This is a genomic window from Enterobacter hormaechei subsp. hoffmannii (assembly GCF_001729745.1).
Lineage (GTDB): Bacteria > Pseudomonadota > Gammaproteobacteria > Enterobacterales > Enterobacteriaceae > Enterobacter > Enterobacter intestinihominis.
Window position 1 is genome coordinate 3,673,074 of record NZ_CP017186.1, and the last position, 14,552, is coordinate 3,687,625.

General features: G+C 53.3%; 17 protein-coding genes, 1 tRNA gene and 1 pseudogene. 6 read left to right on the forward strand and 13 right to left on the reverse strand.

Features of this window, described 5'->3' with window-relative positions:
* Positions 1 to 6: 6 nt before the first annotated feature.
* Both BFV65_RS17245 and BFV65_RS17250 read right to left on the reverse strand, forming a co-directional pair.
* Positions 7 to 432 (reverse strand): hypothetical protein, encoded by a 426-nt coding sequence (locus tag BFV65_RS17245; protein WP_069596929.1) that lies wholly within the window; start codon positions 430 to 432, stop codon positions 7 to 9.
* 2 nt (positions 433 to 434) lie between these two features.
* A complete protein-coding gene (locus BFV65_RS17250; RefSeq protein WP_046618721.1) occupies positions 435 to 1,133 on the reverse strand; it encodes a hypothetical protein in 699 nt (232 codons plus the stop codon).
* Positions 1,134 to 1,253: 120 nt separating this feature from the next.
* Here BFV65_RS17250 and BFV65_RS23460 point away from each other — a divergent pair.
* Positions 1,254 to 1,492: pseudogene (locus BFV65_RS23460) on the forward strand (integrase); the annotation flags it as partial.
* Positions 1,493 to 1,573: 81 nt separating this feature from the next.
* Complete coding sequence (locus BFV65_RS23215; RefSeq protein ID WP_154818291.1) at positions 1,574 to 1,732, forward strand: hypothetical protein; 159 nt, start codon at positions 1,574 to 1,576, stop codon at positions 1,730 to 1,732.
* A gap of 150 nt (positions 1,733 to 1,882) precedes the next feature.
* Here the strand turns inward: BFV65_RS23215 and BFV65_RS17255 are convergent, their stop codons facing one another.
* Positions 1,883 to 2,299: a recombinase family protein gene (locus tag BFV65_RS17255; RefSeq protein WP_225303262.1), complete on the reverse strand. Its 417-nt coding sequence runs from the start codon at positions 2,297 to 2,299 to the stop codon at positions 1,883 to 1,885.
* Between the two features lie 240 nt (positions 2,300 to 2,539).
* Here BFV65_RS17255 and BFV65_RS17260 point away from each other — a divergent pair, with 240 nt between their 5' ends.
* The gene (locus BFV65_RS17260) at positions 2,540 to 3,346 is read left to right on the forward strand and encodes a DUF4225 domain-containing protein (protein WP_048965624.1); all 807 of its coding nucleotides are present in this window, start codon (positions 2,540 to 2,542) and stop codon (positions 3,344 to 3,346) included.
* On the opposite strand, the gene BFV65_RS17265 is transcribed toward BFV65_RS17260, so the two are convergent.
* From BFV65_RS17265 to actS, 3 genes are all read right to left on the reverse strand, one after another.
* Entirely contained in the window at positions 3,343 to 3,657 is a 315-nt protein-coding gene (locus tag BFV65_RS17265) for a hypothetical protein (protein WP_069596930.1), read from the reverse strand. The two genes, BFV65_RS17260 and BFV65_RS17265, sit on opposite strands and share 4 nt — an antisense overlap.
* A gap of 274 nt (positions 3,658 to 3,931) precedes the next feature.
* Positions 3,932 to 4,005, reverse strand: a tRNA-Gly gene (locus tag BFV65_RS17270).
* 80 nt (positions 4,006 to 4,085) lie between these two features.
* Positions 4,086 to 4,826, reverse strand: a complete 741-nt coding sequence (gene actS, locus BFV65_RS17275; protein WP_063137624.1) for an amidase activator ActS — start codon at positions 4,824 to 4,826, stop codon at positions 4,086 to 4,088.
* Between the two features lie 163 nt (positions 4,827 to 4,989).
* On the opposite strand from actS, the gene idi reads away from it, so the two are divergent.
* A complete protein-coding gene (gene idi, locus BFV65_RS17280; protein WP_022649301.1) occupies positions 4,990 to 5,532 on the forward strand; it encodes an isopentenyl-diphosphate Delta-isomerase in 543 nt (180 codons plus the stop codon).
* A gap of 48 nt (positions 5,533 to 5,580) precedes the next feature.
* On the opposite strand, the gene lysS is transcribed toward idi, so the two are convergent.
* From lysS to xerD, 5 genes are all read right to left on the reverse strand, one after another.
* Positions 5,581 to 7,098 (reverse strand): lysine--tRNA ligase, encoded by a 1,518-nt coding sequence (lysS, locus tag BFV65_RS17285; protein WP_022649302.1) that lies wholly within the window; start codon positions 7,096 to 7,098, stop codon positions 5,581 to 5,583.
* 9 nt (positions 7,099 to 7,107) lie between these two features.
* Positions 7,108 to 8,206, reverse strand: a protein-coding gene (prfB, locus tag BFV65_RS17290) for a peptide chain release factor 2 (RefSeq protein ID WP_096147815.1) whose coding sequence is annotated in 2 segments (ribosomal slippage) — positions 7,108 to 8,130 and positions 8,132 to 8,206 — 1,098 coding nt in all. Because the reading frame shifts where the segments join, the coding sequence is not laid out codon by codon here.
* Positions 8,207 to 8,296: 90 nt separating this feature from the next.
* Positions 8,297 to 10,030 carry a single-stranded-DNA-specific exonuclease RecJ gene (gene recJ / locus BFV65_RS17295; protein WP_022649303.1) on the reverse strand — a complete coding sequence of 578 codons (1,734 nt, stop codon included), beginning with the start codon at positions 10,028 to 10,030 and terminating at the stop codon, positions 8,297 to 8,299.
* Positions 10,031 to 10,035: 5 nt separating this feature from the next.
* Positions 10,036 to 10,749, reverse strand: coding sequence for a bifunctional protein-disulfide isomerase/oxidoreductase DsbC (dsbC, locus tag BFV65_RS17300; RefSeq protein ID WP_022649304.1), 714 nt, complete (start codon positions 10,747 to 10,749; stop codon positions 10,036 to 10,038).
* A gap of 28 nt (positions 10,750 to 10,777) precedes the next feature.
* Positions 10,778 to 11,674, reverse strand: coding sequence for a site-specific tyrosine recombinase XerD (gene xerD, locus BFV65_RS17305; RefSeq protein WP_048965619.1), 897 nt, complete (start codon positions 11,672 to 11,674; stop codon positions 10,778 to 10,780).
* A 101-nt stretch (positions 11,675 to 11,775) separates the two neighbouring features.
* On the opposite strand from xerD, the gene fldB reads away from it, so the two are divergent.
* Positions 11,776 to 12,297: a flavodoxin FldB gene (gene fldB, locus BFV65_RS17310; RefSeq protein ID WP_015571793.1), complete on the forward strand. Its 522-nt coding sequence runs from the start codon at positions 11,776 to 11,778 to the stop codon at positions 12,295 to 12,297.
* Position 12,298: 1 nt separating this feature from the next.
* On the opposite strand, the gene BFV65_RS17315 is transcribed toward fldB, so the two are convergent.
* Positions 12,299 to 12,709 carry a protein YgfX gene (locus tag BFV65_RS17315; RefSeq protein WP_022649305.1) on the reverse strand — a complete coding sequence of 137 codons (411 nt, stop codon included), beginning with the start codon at positions 12,707 to 12,709 and terminating at the stop codon, positions 12,299 to 12,301.
* Complete coding sequence (gene sdhE, locus BFV65_RS17320) at positions 12,690 to 12,956, reverse strand: FAD assembly factor SdhE (protein ID WP_069596931.1); 267 nt, start codon at positions 12,954 to 12,956, stop codon at positions 12,690 to 12,692. The genes BFV65_RS17315 and sdhE overlap by 20 nt, the downstream gene beginning before the upstream one ends.
* Before the next feature lie 294 nt (positions 12,957 to 13,250).
* On the opposite strand from sdhE, the gene ygfZ reads away from it, so the two are divergent.
* Positions 13,251 to 14,231 (forward strand): tRNA-modifying protein YgfZ, encoded by a 981-nt coding sequence (gene ygfZ, locus BFV65_RS17325; protein ID WP_032626101.1) that lies wholly within the window; start codon positions 13,251 to 13,253, stop codon positions 14,229 to 14,231.
* Positions 14,232 to 14,552 lie beyond the last annotated feature (321 nt).

The following is a 14,552-nucleotide window of genomic DNA, read 5'->3' on the forward strand; positions in this document are numbered from 1 at the left end:
GGACATTCATTTATTCAGTTCCTTAGTTAGTTCTGCTTCGCCAGTAGCAGCATCAAAGTGCAGGTAAAAGAGAGCACTATTCATCTGCTCTGGCTTCGTCCATATTTCCGCCTCCCTCGAACCGCCTTTCTGTTTGGTATAGCCCAGCTTAGACAAATAAGCCCTCATCGGCTCGACGTTAGATACTCCCCTAAAAATGATTGTGTTTGAGGGGGCGTATCCATCTCCGGGATGTGATTCAAAGTAATAATTATTCGATATACGCGGAGCCTTCTCAATATCTTTATCAGTCAGGGAGTGATAATTGAAAAAATCATTTTCAGTGTATGTGGTAGCTTCATTGATACCGGATGCAACAAGATAGACAAATAGCCAGCATAGGATAACACCCGTAATTAATATCAGGATGCTCCATTTAAAGAATTTACGCATTATCACTTCACCCCTGTGTACCCAAGTGACGTCCCATTGTCTGTAATAACTTTGACATTACCAGAGCTGAAATCGTCCCACGGCTTCAGCCATGTCATAAAATGCGGGAGGTTCACCGTGTACGGCTGGTGACGCACACACGGATCTTCCGGGTCAGGGAACAGAATCGGACGGAAACCACGGTTTTTATGGGAACCAATAGCACCGTAATGATCCCAGCGACGAACGGCGGCATCATAACTGACAGGTTTAAGGCGGTATCCGTACCGTCCTGGCATGATAGCTCGATGGAATCCGAACAGATCAGAAACCAAGTCTTCACCACTAAAGCCACTATCAGTGTACCAAGAGAAAGCCCGCAGGCTTTGCAAGCCTTCAAATCGAGCTGCTGTGTTCATCATCATCGCCAGCATGATTCTGTTAATATCTTCGGTACTCCGGCCACGTTTAATCTCCCAGCGAGAGAACTTGCCTACACCGAATTGTGAGTTGAATTTCACAAAGTGCATGTCCTGCCGATACATCACCATGTAGGAAGGTTTGCCGCTAAGCTCCCCCGCGATAAACTGGCTTTTAAGCTCCATGATATCACTACCCCGAGCGTGCCCCATGTCAACCCAGCCAAGCACCTCAGTATAAACGACACCCCTTCGCAAAACGTCAAACTGCGCACCATCCTTTATCTCCGCTCTGGTGCTCATCCTTTCATCTCCTTGAAAGATTTATGTTGCCAATGTTATAGCCTATTTTTAAGCCAGTCCAGACTGGCAGACAATAGCGAACCTAATGCCCGATTGGTGATACAGCACCAATCGGAGCGGAGCGACATCATCAGGGTTATGTCAGACAAGCGAGGTCCGTGGTACAGCCAAAAGTTCACCCGGCTTCGTGGCGGCACATTGCCCACAGCTTACGGGGAATGTTCATCACCTGCTTAGACCGTGCAGGGGTGCCAGAACAACGTATCGGAGCCATTACCGGACACACCGAACAGAAAGCGAAAACTGAAGCATTCAGAACCTATAGCAAAGGCCCAGGGATGAAGGAGCTATCGGAGTAAGTGGAGTTAGTAAGTTACGGTAATTTAGAATGAAAACAAGGGACAAGCCCTGCCCCTTTCACTACAGGAGAGTGCAGGAACATGGATTTACAAGCATGGGATAACGTTATTTCTATCGCTTCCAATGCAGTCACAACGGTTAGTGTGGTTGGGGGCGTTCTTTTTGGTAGGAGAAAGGTTAATGAGTGGTTGTCTCAAAAAATAGGGACAGAGCACATGATGCAACAATGCAATATATAAATGCTCTTGATTGTTTCTTATCATCAGTAATACAACTTGCATATTATACTTTGAACTACCAAGAATTAAGCAGCGGAAATACAGCACCAGATCGAATTCAAAAAACCATCAAAGTACATGAAGAAGTCAATAACAAATTCTCAGAATTGTTCAGGCTTCGGCCTTAATGTTCATGACTGTTCTGGTGCTGACGTTGTGGCTTTCTGCGATTGCACGAATGGTTTTACCTGCTGCGAGTTCTGCTTTAATGGCTTCACGATCAATAGAGCGACCTTTGCCCCGTCCGGTGATCCTGCCTGCGGCTTTTGCTGCTTCGTAACCTTCACGCTGGCGCTCCAGCATCGTTTCACGTTCCATCTGTGCGACTGCTGCCAGTACGGTCAGCATCATATTACCTGCTGGAGAGTTCTTCCCGGTCTTAAAATCCTCTTTGTGGATCTGAACAACTACACCCCGTTCTGTTAACCGCTCAACCATTGCCAGCAAGTCAGCAGTGTTACGGCAAAGGCACAGGAAGACAGCGTTTCGCCTGTTGTAATAAAGCGAGGCAAATTGCAACGCAAGCAAAGTAGTGTAACGCAGTGATAACACCAGGATGTTTCATGCAGATCCAGTGAAATTATTAGGCGGCTAATCGATCCACTCAGCGGATCTATAATAGAGCCGGGGATATTTTAAGCAGGAGGATGTAAACTGGGAGGATAAAGAGACGGGACACCTACGGGGGCGGGTTGTGTAAGTATTTCCTGTTGTCTTCGACCTTATTGCACGTAAAATGACCAGACACATTTTGGAAAGGAGTCTTTAATGGATATTGCGTTGCTTAACAGGGGCTGGAACAGAACATGGTCAGATACCATGGTGAATCTGGAGGCCCGGAAACTCGTCGAAACAGCAAACCGGCTGTCAGCATTCTATTTGCAAGATGGTCTTACACGTATCAAGTTTGTCGAAGAGATAAAACAGGTTGTAGATAAAGAATTTGAAACTGCACGACGGGCCAAAACCGATGAAGAATGCATTGCATGCATCAAAAATCTGCGTGCTGAAACAGATAATCTACAAGAACAAGAACGCCTGTTAAGAACCAGAGCCGCACAGCTTTACGCGAAGGTCGAATTTGTTAAGGAAAATAATAAAATCGTCGGCTACATAATTTCAGCTATTCACATTGTGGTTTCTGGAATGGCAATTGCTGGCGGTGCGTTGATGGTCGCTACGATGACACCTTTAGGTATGCTGGCAGGGGCTATCCTTGTAACAGATGGCATTAACGGTTTGTCAAAAGAAATTATTCCTGGTATATATGGAAAACAATATAAAACAGAGGGGCTTGTGGCTGATGGCACTTTGGAAGCGGCCCAGTTTATGGGTTTCAAGCCTGAAACAGGACTTGCGATTTATAACGCTATTACGTTAACTGCAAGTGTATATAGCATCTTTGGATTAGCCAGAAGACCCGAGGCATGGAGGCTATTTAAATGGATGCCCCGTGATTTCTATCGCAGGGTCGATACGATGAGCCGTCCAAAATTAACAATGAAAATAGTAGGTTATGGACTTAAGGCCAAAGTAATATTTGACCTGCTTGCTACTGACACATCGAACCATTAGTCTCTGAATTTTCTCCAGAACCGCCAGGATTTATAAGAAAGGACTGGCGGCTGAATAAATGCAACGATGACTATTGCGATCAGAATTGATATCCCACCACCCACGACGGTTTCTTTCGCAGAAAACAATATTAAAATGATAAAAACCATCAGACATGCCGATGTTATCCATAAAACAACCCTGAATCGATTAGCCAGATCCTGAATCGCTTCCCCCAAGGTTCCGCCATAGCTTTCAACGTTGTTTTTTATCTTCTGCAAATCCGATGGTGTAAACCCTGAACGTAACAAAGCCTCGTCAGTCACTTTCATATCGTCTCGTCCCTAATCTTCCAGAAGTGTTTTCCCAATCGTTGATTGTGCAAGCAATCATACTGATGAACTTTACAGCAATCCACATGATGTTTAAGCAATGTATCAGATTTCAGACAATAGAAGCCATAAAGCCCCGTTGGTGATACAGCAACAAGTGGAGCCGTTAGGCGACAGGTACGGGTATAGAACAGTGGGTAGTTTTAGTTGTACCTGCTAAAGCAGAGCAACGTAACTAACTGATGAAATATAACTTCTTGATTTATGAGGAGACTGGAGCGGGCGAAGGGAATCGAACCCTCGTATAGAGCTTGGGAAGCTCTCGTTCTACCATTGAACTACGCCCGCTTTGAGGTGCGTAAGGCATTATAGACCTTACGCCTCTTCATACAAGCCTTTACCCCACTAAGTGGCGATTAAATAATCACTTAGCACTTCGGTTTACTGCCCTGCGCCGGAAGATAACGCTGCGGATCGATGGCCGTGGCCTTATAGCGAATCTGGAAATGCAGCTTCACCGTATCCGTCCCGGTACTGCCCATGGTCGCAATCTTCTGCCCCGCCTTCACGTTCTGGCCATTATTCACCAACATCGTGTCGTTATGCGCATATGCCGTAATGTAGTCCTCACCATGCTTAATCATGATCAGGTTACCGTATCCACGAAGCTGGTTACCGACATAGACCACCTTCCCGGCCCCTGAAGCGTAAACCGGCGTGCCGCGTGCGGCAGCGATATCAATACCTTTATTGCCCCCTTCCGAGAGCGAGTACGGCGCAACCACTTTTCCGCTTGCAGGCCAGATCCAGCAGCGCTGACCGACCGGCGGCCAGGATGATTTAGGCACCTGATAGGATGGCGTCACTTTGGCTGTTTTACGCGTTGAGGACTTATTCCCTGAGGAGGAACCGCCGTTAACCTTGAGCTTTTGCCCTATCTCAATGGTATAGGGTGGAGAAATATTATTCAGGCGCGCCAGCTCCTTCACGCTGGTCCCCGTGGCACGTGAGATGCGGTAGAGCGTGTCCCCGCGCTTAACGGTATAGACGGCACCGGAATAACTGCCCATATCCGAAGATTTACTCCCCGAGCATCCTGCTACAAGTAGCGTCAGCGTCAGGCAGAAAACGGCAATGATCGGGTTTCTCGTCAGGCTTCCTGCAAACAAAACAGCTCCTCGGTCAGCGTGAATGGCGCACTATGATAGCAGCCCAAACTGATGCGGGTCATGCCCTTTTCCGCTCTGTGGGCCAAACCGTTTGCTTAAGAATGCAGTATAATAATTCCGCTGATGGTGCTGAACCATTAAGCATTATGGCACTGGAGCATCAATGAGTATTCAAGAACACGTTATTTTGGTAAATGACCAGGGAAAGGTGATTGGCACTCAGGAGAAGTACGCCGCGCACACGTCACACACCCCGCTACACCTGGCCTTCTCTTCATGGCTGTTTAACGCTAACGGAGAATGTCTGATTACCCGGCGCGCCTTAAGTAAAAAAGCCTGGCCCGGTGTGTGGACCAACTCTGTTTGCGGACATCCACAGGCCGACGAAGCGACAGAGCAGGCGATTATCCGCCGCTGCCGCTTTGAAGTCGGGGCCGAAATCACCGACATCACCCCCGTTGCCCCGGCGTTCCGCTACCGTGAAGCCGACCCTTCAGGGATCGTTGAAAACGAAATCTGCCCGGTCTATGCCGCCCGCGTAACGAATACCCTCGCAATCAATAGCGACGAAGTGATGGAGTATCAATGGGTGGAGCTGGACGCGCTCTTCCGCGCGCTGGACGCCACACCGTGGGCATTTAGTCCGTGGATGGTGCAGGAAGCGAACACTGCGCGCGAAAAACTCAGCGCTTTTGCGGCGCAATAAAAAAGCCCCGGCGATAAACGCACGGGGCTTTTTTTACGTCTTAACGGCTTATTTCACCGGACGCATCGCCGGGAACAGGATCACGTCGCGGATGGTGTGGCTGTTGGTGAACAGCATCACCATACGGTCGATACCAATACCCAGGCCAGCCGTCGGCGGCAGGCCGTGTTCCAGCGCGGTTACGTAGTCTTCGTCGAAGAACATCGCTTCATCGTCGCCTGCCGCTTTCGCGTTAACCTGATCCTGGAAACGCTGCGCCTGATCTTCTGCATCGTTCAGCTCGCTAAAGCCGTTACCGATTTCGCGGCCACCGATGAAGAATTCGAAGCGGTCAGTGATTTCCGGGTTCTCGTCATTACGACGCGCCAGCGGAGACACTTCCGCCGGGTATTCGGTGATGAAGGTCGGCTGAATCAGGTGCGCTTCGGCCACTTCTTCGAAGATCTCGGTCACGATACGGCCCAGACCCCAGCTCTTCTCAACCTTAATACCGATGCTTTCAGCGATCGCTTTCGCAGAGTCGAAGTTATCCAGATCCGCCATATTGGTTTCCGGACGGTATTTCTTGATCGCTTCGCGCATGGTCAGTTTTTCGAACGGCTTGCCGAAGTCGAACACTTCTTCACCGTAAGGGACCTGCGTGGTGCCCAGAATATCCTGCGCCAGGGTACGGAACAGGGATTCGGTCAGCTCGATCAGATCTTTGTAATCCGCATACGCCATATAAAGTTCCATCATGGTGAACTCTGGGTTATGACGTACGGAGATGCCTTCGTTACGGAAGTTACGGTTGATCTCGAACACGCGGTCGAAACCACCTACCACCAGACGCTTCAGATACAGTTCCGGCGCGATACGCAGGTACATGTCCAGGTCCAGGGCGTTGTGATGGGTGATGAACGGACGGGCAGAGGCACCGCCTGGGATCACCTGCATCATCGGGGTTTCTACTTCCATAAAGTCGCGGTTAACCATGAACTGGCGAATACCGGCCATGATCTGGGAGCGAATTTTGAAGGTCTTACGGGATTCATCATTAGAGATGAGATCCAGGTAGCGCTGACGATAGCGCGCTTCCTGATCCTGCAAACCGTGGAACTTGTCCGGCAGCGGGCGCAGGGCTTTGGTCAGCAGACGCAGCTCGGTGCAGTGGATAGACAGTTCACCGGTCTTGGTTTTGAACAGTTTACCTTTAGCGCCCAGGATGTCGCCCAGGTCCCACTTCTTGAACTGCTCGTTATAGATGCCTTCCGGCAGGTCGTCACGAGAGACATACAGCTGAATGCGGCCGCCAACGTCCTGTAAGGTCACGAAGGAGGCTTTACCCATGATACGACGGGTCATCATGCGGCCCGCCACGGACACTTCAACGTTCAGCGCTTCAAGCTCTTCGTTCTCTTTACCGTCGAAGTCTGCGTGCAGTTGGTCTGAGGTGTGGTCACGACGAAAATCGTTCGGGAACGGCACGCCCTGCTCGCGCAGCGCTGCCAGCTTCTCGCGGCGGGTTTTCAGTTCGTTATTAAGATCGACTACCGCGTCAGCGCCCTGTGATTGTTGTTCAGACATGTTGGTTCCTCATAACCCTGCTTTCAAACTTGCTTCGATAAATTGATCCAGGCTGCCGTCCAGCACCGCCTGCGTGTTACGGGTTTCAACCCCAGTACGCAGGTCTTTGATGCGGGAGTCATCAAGGACGTAAGAACGGATCTGGCTGCCCCAGCCGATGTCGGACTTGTTGTCTTCCATCGCCTGCTTCTCAGCATTTTTCTTCTGCATCTCCAGCTCATAAAGCTTCGCTTTCATCTGCTTCATGGCCTGGTCTTTGTTCTTATGCTGGGAACGGTCGTTCTGGCACTGTGTTACCAGCCCGGTTGGAATGTGGGTAATACGCACCGCAGATTCCGTACGGTTAACGTGCTGACCGCCCGCGCCGGATGCGCGGTAAACGTCGATACGCAGGTCCGCCGGGTTGATGTCGATATCGATATCTTCATCCACTTCCGGGTAGACAAACGCGGAGCTGAAGGAGGTGTGGCGACGGCCACCGGAATCGAACGGGCTCTTACGCACCAGGCGGTGAACGCCGGTTTCAGTACGCAGCCAGCCGTAGGCGTAATCGCCAATAATCTTAATGGTGACGGACTTGATACCCGCCACTTCACCTTCGGACTCTTCGATAATCTCGGTTTTGAAACCGCGCGCTTCTGCCCAGCGCAGATACATACGCATCAGCATGCTGGCCCAGTCCTGCGCTTCGGTACCGCCAGAGCCTGCCTGAATATCGAGATAGCAGTCAGCGCTATCGTATTCGCCGGAGAACATGCGACGGAATTCCAGCTGCGCCAGCTTCTCTTCCAGCACGTCGAGCTCTGCCACGGCTTCGTTAAAGGTTTCTTCGTCGTCGGCTTCGACAGCCAGCTCCAGCAGCCCAGAAACATCTTCCAGACCCTGCGCCATTTGATCCAGCGTATCTACGATGGCTTCGAGGGAGGAACGTTCTTTACCCAGCGCCTGCGCGCGTTCAGGTTCGTTCCAGACGTCCGGCTGTTCCAGCTCGGCGTTTACTTCTTCGAGACGCTCTTTCTTGGCATCGTAGTCAAAGATACCCCCTAAGAACGTCAGAGCGCTCCGTGAGGTCCTGAATGCGGTTTTTTACCGGATTAATTTCAAACATGGTCTGTTTTCTTTTATGAGCTTGTCAAAATGCGGTGATAAGAGCGGGATTGTACCGAATCCACGCCCTTTTTTATAGAGATTACTGACGCTAAATTGGCCAGATATTGTCGATGATGATCTGAAGGGTGCGGTTACCGCGGAACTCGTTAATATCCAGCTTATAGGCCAGCTCAACCTCGCGCACGCCGTTGTCCGGCCAGATGGAGGTATCAACGTTAAAGGCGATGCCGTCGAGCAGCGGCCCGCCGCCGACCGGTTCCACCATCACTTTGAGATGGCGTTCGCCCACGATGCGCTGTTGCAGCAAACGAAAACGTCCGTCGAAAAGCGGCTCCGGGAACATCTGCCCCCATGGGCCAGCATCGCGCAGCATCTGCGCCACCTCCATGGTCATTTCAGCCGGAGAAAGCTCGCCGTCAGAAACCACTTCACCCTGCAACAGAGACGGATCGATCCACTCGGTGACCAGTTCGCCAAACAGACGCTGGAACTCGTCGAACTTCGCCTCTTCCAGCGACAGGCCTGCCGCCATCGCGTGGCCGCCGAACTTAATCATCAGGTTCGGATGAAGCGTGTCGAGACGCTCCAGCGCATCGCGCATATGCAGCCCCTGAATGGAACGACCGGAGCCTTTCAGCGTGCCGTCCCCGGCGGGGGCGAACGCGATCACCGGGCGGTGGAAACGCTCTTTAATGCGCGACGCCAGAATGCCCACCACGCCCTGGTGCCATTCGGGGTGATACATCGCCAGCCCACCCGGCAGGTTATCGCCGCTGCGCTCCAGTTTTTCGCACAGGGTCAGCGCTTCGGCCTGCATCCCCTGCTCAATCTCTTTACGGGTCTGGTTGAGTGCGTCCAGCTCACTGGCCAGCACGCGCGCTTCGCCGATGTTGTCGCACAGGAGCAGCGCAACGCCAACCGACATATCGTCCAGCCGCCCCGCCGCGTTCAGGCGCGGGCCGAGGGCAAAACCCAAATCGCTTGCCGCGAGCTTCAGCGGATCGCGGTTGGCAATTTCCAGCAGCGCCTTGATCCCCGGACGGCATTTGCCCGCCCGAATGCGGCTCAAGCCCTGCCAGGTGAGAATACGGTTATTGGTATCGAGCGGCACCACGTCCGCCACGGTTCCCAGCGCCACCAGATCGAGATACTCCGCGAGGTTCGGCACGGCAATCCCGCGCGATTCGAACCAGCCCTTATCACGCAGCAACGTGCGTAACGCCAGCATCAGATAAAACGCCACCCCTACTCCGGCCAGCGATTTCGACGGGAAATCGCAGTCGCGCAGGTTCGGGTTAATGATGGCTTCAGCGTCTGGCAGGGTTTCTCCTGGCAGGTGGTGATCGGTGACCAGTACCGGGATCCCCAGCGCATGGGCATGATCGACCCCCGCATGAGAAGAGATCCCGTTATCCACGGTCATGATCATCTGTGCACCACGGGCATGGGCCTGATCGACCACTTCCGGGCTGAGGCCGTAGCCGTCTTCAAACCGGTTCGGCACCAGGTAAGCCACGTTATCGCAGCCCAGCGCACGCAGGCTGAGTACGCTCAGCGCGGTACTGGTGGCGCCGTCGGCATCGAAATCGCCCACCACGACAATCCGCGTCCCGTCACGGAACGCGTCGTAGAGCATTTCAGTCGCTTTTTCGATGCCACTCAGCGCTTGCCAGGGCAGCATGCCTTTGACGCTGCGCTCAAGATCGCTTGCCGTACGCACGCCACGGCTGGCGTACAACCGCTTTAACAGCAGCGGAAGCGTATCTGGTAAATCCGCGGTTTCAACCGCATCGCGGCGGCGCAGTTTTATCGGGGCTTTCACGCGAATTATTTACCACCCGTCTGTTTCTGGTGTTCGTCGAGGAACGCTTTCATCTCTTTTGGCCCCTGGTAGCCCGGCACCACATAGCCGTTGCTCAGCACAATGGCTGGCGTACCGCTCACGCCAAACTGTACGCCCAGCGCGTAGTGGTTAGCGATGTCGATATCGCAGGAGGCGGGCTTCACGCCTTTACCGTTCATCGCATCATCAAAGGCCTTGTTGCGGTCTTTCGCACACCAGATCGCTTTCATATCCTGCTCAGGCTGACTCTGCACGCCAGCGCGTGGGAAGGCCAGGTAACGCACGGTAATGCCCAGCGCGTTGTAGTCTTTCATCTCTTCATGCAGCTTGTGGCAGTAGCCGCAGGTGATGTCGGTGAAGACGGTAATGACGTGCTTTTCCTGCGCCGCTTTGTAGACAATCATCTCTTTTTCGAGCGCATTCAGGTTTTTCATCAGTAGCTGGTTGGTGACGTTCACCGGCTGCGCACCGCTCACGTCGTACATTGGCCCCTGAATGATGTGCTTTCCGTCTTCGGTCACGTACAGCACGCCGCTGTTGGTCAGCACCGTTTTCATGCCAGCCACCGGCGCTGGCTGGATCTCGCTGCTGGCGACGCCGAGTTTCGTCAGAGACTGTTTAATGGCGGCATCATCCGCATGGGCAAAACCGGAAACCGAAGCTGCCAGCAGGGTGAACAGCGCTAAAGACTTTTTCATATATGATCCTGTAACAATTCGTCGGCACTCACGCGCGAGGGTGGTGCTGTTGGTGTAGCTGCCGCAGGCGTTCCGTCGCGACATGGGTGTATATTTGCGTCGTTGAAAGATCGCTGTGTCCAAGCAACATCTGCACCACGCGTAAATCCGCGCCGTGGTTTAACAGATGCGTCGCGAAGGCGTGACGCAAAACGTGCGGCGACAGCTTCTCACTGTCAATACCCGCCAGTGTGGCGTAATGTTTAATGCGATGCCAGAACGTTTGTCGCGTCATCTGCTGCGCGCGCTGGCTCGGGAATAATACATCTATGGAGACGCCGTTCAGCAGCCACGGACGCCCGTGTTCCAGATACGTCTCCAGCCAGTAGACCGCCTCTTCACCCAGCGGCACCAGCCGTTCTTTGTTCCCTTTACCGATAACGCGCACCACGCCCTGACGCAGGCTGATATCGCTCATCGTCAGGCCCACCAGCTCGGAAACGCGCAAGCCCGTGGCATACAATAGTTCAAGCATGGCTTTATCGCGTAACTCCAGCGGAAGGTCAACTGCGGGCGACTGTAATAATCTCTCAACTTGCGCTTCGCTGAGATCTTTTGGCAGCCGCTGAGGTAGTTTAGGCGATGCCAGCAGTGCGCTGGGATCATCCGCGCGGATCTTCTCGCGGTAAAGGTGCTGGAACAGGCGGCGCATGGCGCTCAGCAGACGTGCGGAGCTGGTGGCTTTGTACCCCCCTTCCATCCGCTCAGCCAGTAACCCTTGCAGGTCATCGCTTTGTGCGCTTTCAAGCGTCAGCCCCCGGTGCGCCAGCCACTCGACCAGCAGAGTGAGATCCCGACGATAGGCGCTGAGCGTATTGTCAGCGAGGTTTTTCTCCAGCCACAGCGCGTCGAGAAACTGTTCGATGAGTGCGAGATCCTTTTCCACATCAACCCCTATGGTTCTGCAATCTGGCCATTATGCCTGATTGCCATCGGTTTCTGGTACACTACGCGCAAAGTCATAGCAAGAATTGAGATAGTTACGCGATGAATATTGGTCTGTTCTATGGTTCCAGCACCTGCTACACCGAAATGGCGGCGGAGAAAATTCGCGACATTATTGGCCCGGAACTGGTGACGTTGCATAACCTGAAAGATGACGCGGTTGCCTTGATGGAGCAGTACGATGTGCTGATTCTGGGTATCCCTACCTGGGACTTTGGTGAGATTCAGGAAGACTGGGAAGCCATCTGGGATCAGCTCGATTCAGTCAATTTTGAAGGCAAAATCATTGCGATGTACGGCATGGGCGACCAGTTGGGCTACGGGGAGTGGTTCCTTGACGCACTCGGCATGCTGCACGACAAACTGGCGCCAAAGGGCGCGACCTTTATCGGCTACTGGCCTACGGAAGGCTATGAGTTCACCAGTCAAAAACCGATAATTGCCGACGGCCAGCTGTTTGTCGGGCTCGCGCTGGATGAAACCAACCAGTACGATCTTAGCGACGAGCGCCTCCAGAGTTGGTGCGAGCAGATTCTGGGTGAGATGGCCGAGCAGTTCAGCTGATTTACTCCTGCGTCGGCTGTTGCACGATCAACCGGCGCAGATCTCGCCACTCCGCAGGATCCATACTGTCTGCTGCCAGCCACAGGTGCTGGCGACGATTGTCCTCGACCCGACGCAGCCGTAGCATCATCCCGGTGTTGAGCATCCACGGCGTCCCTATCATTTCCCACTCTTTTCCCTGCCAGCGCAGGCGAGAATCCATCAGCAGCTTAATTTCCCCCTGACGGGCGTTGATTCGACGCTGGCTGCGCACGCTGTCAAACACTACAAACGACAGCAAAAGCAGCCACAGAGGGGTATAGCTTAGCGGCCACGGCACCAATAACACCATTGCCGCGACCAGACCGTGGAGCAGTAAGGACATCCACTGTGAGCGCCACGAGACGCGAAGATCAGATTGCCACAGGACCACGTTCCTGATTCCGTGTTTGAATTAATTGCACTATCCGTTGCAACTCGGTGTCGGCGGGCTTGCCGTGATTCATCAGCCAGTTGAATAAATCCGGATCGTCGGACTCAAGCAGACGGACAAACAGGCGCTTATCGTCATCGCTTAAGCTGTCGTACTCATACTCGAAGAAAGGCATGATGGAGATATCAAGTTCACGCATGCCGCGACGGCACGCCCAGTGAATACGGGCCTTGTTGTTAATGTCCATGTTCTGTTTCCTGCATTACGTTTGGCACAGTCGGTATCCCGTTCGGTATTCATTATTGCTCTTCGGGAACACCTGCTAGTGTAACGTGTTTTTGACCGTTTCTTTACTGGAATATTGCGAACCTCGAGCAGGCCTCCTGAATAATCCTTATAAAGACAGCGGATTACACTATTTTGCGTTGCGCCACGCATAACCGCGTAATGGCACGAATGGCCTGCTGAAAGCGCTTGCATTGAATACAGTCTCTTTTACCATTAGGTATTATCAAAGCGTTAAGCAATTCAGGACATCACTATGGCATTTACACCATTTTCTCCTCGCCAGCCCGCCGCCTCTGCGCGTCTGCCGCTGACGCTGATTACTCTTGATGACTGGGCACTGGCGACACTGACCGGTGCAGACAGCGAAAAATACCTGCAAGGCCAGGTCACGGCGGACGTGGCGCAGTTGACTGAGCACCAGCATCTGCTGGCCGCGCATTGCGATCCAAAAGGCAAAATGTGGAGCAACCTGCGTCTGTTCCGCCGTCAGGACGGATTCGCCTTCATTGAGCGTCGCAGCCTGCGTGACGCCCAGCTTAAAGAGCTGAAAAAATACGCGGTCTTTTCTAAAGTCACCATCGCCCCGGACGATGAACACGTTCTGCTGGGGGTAGCGGGTTTCCAGGCGCGTGCAGCGCTGAAAAACCTGTTTGCCGAGCTACCGGATGCCGGAAAACAGCTGATCAGCGAGGGAGAAACCTCCATTCTGTGGTTCGAACACCCTGCGGAGCGCTTCTTGCTGGTAACCGACGAAGCAACGGCGGAACGCGTCACTGACGCCCTGCGCGGTGAAGCACAGCTCAACAACAGCCAGCAGTGGCTGGCGCTGAACATCGAAGCGGGCCTGCCGGTTATTGACGCGGCAAACAGCGCGCAGTTTATCCCGCAGGCGACAAACATCCAGGCGCTGGGTGGTATCAGCTTTAAGAAGGGCTGCTACACCGGACAGGAAATGGTGGCGCGTGCGAAATTCCGCGGCGCGAACAAACGTGCCCTGTGGACGCTGGCTGGTCACGCCAGCCGTGTGCCGGAAGCGGGTGAAGATCTCGAGATGAAGATGGGCGAAAACTGGCGCCGTACCGGCACCGTGTTAGCCGCCGTCCAGCTCGATGATGGCCGCCTGCTGGTGCAGGTTGTCATGAATAATGATATGGAGCCCGACAGCGTGTTCCGCGTGCGGGACGATGCAAACACGCTCAGCATTGAGCCGCTGCCGTATTCACTGGAAGATTGATGCTGTATCGCCCGGTGTTGATATTCTCCCTCCCCCTGTGGGCTGAGGGTTCCCCACAAATTAATGCGAGCACTGAGCAATCCCCTCGCCCCTCCGGGGAGAGGGTTAGGGTGAGGGGAACATACGGCTGTGGTGGTCATTCCGTTCACTTTATGTTCCTTGCTACTCTGTAACGACATGACCGGTGAACGTGCCAGGGTGGCTCAGTCGCCACCACCCTGGCGACCCGGGCTCCCGGCGGTAAATCGCCGCTTCGCGGTGCCCTCGGCTTATTCCTTCCGGCTTATCGGGTACGGGCGGAGGCAACGTCCCTGTAAAGCC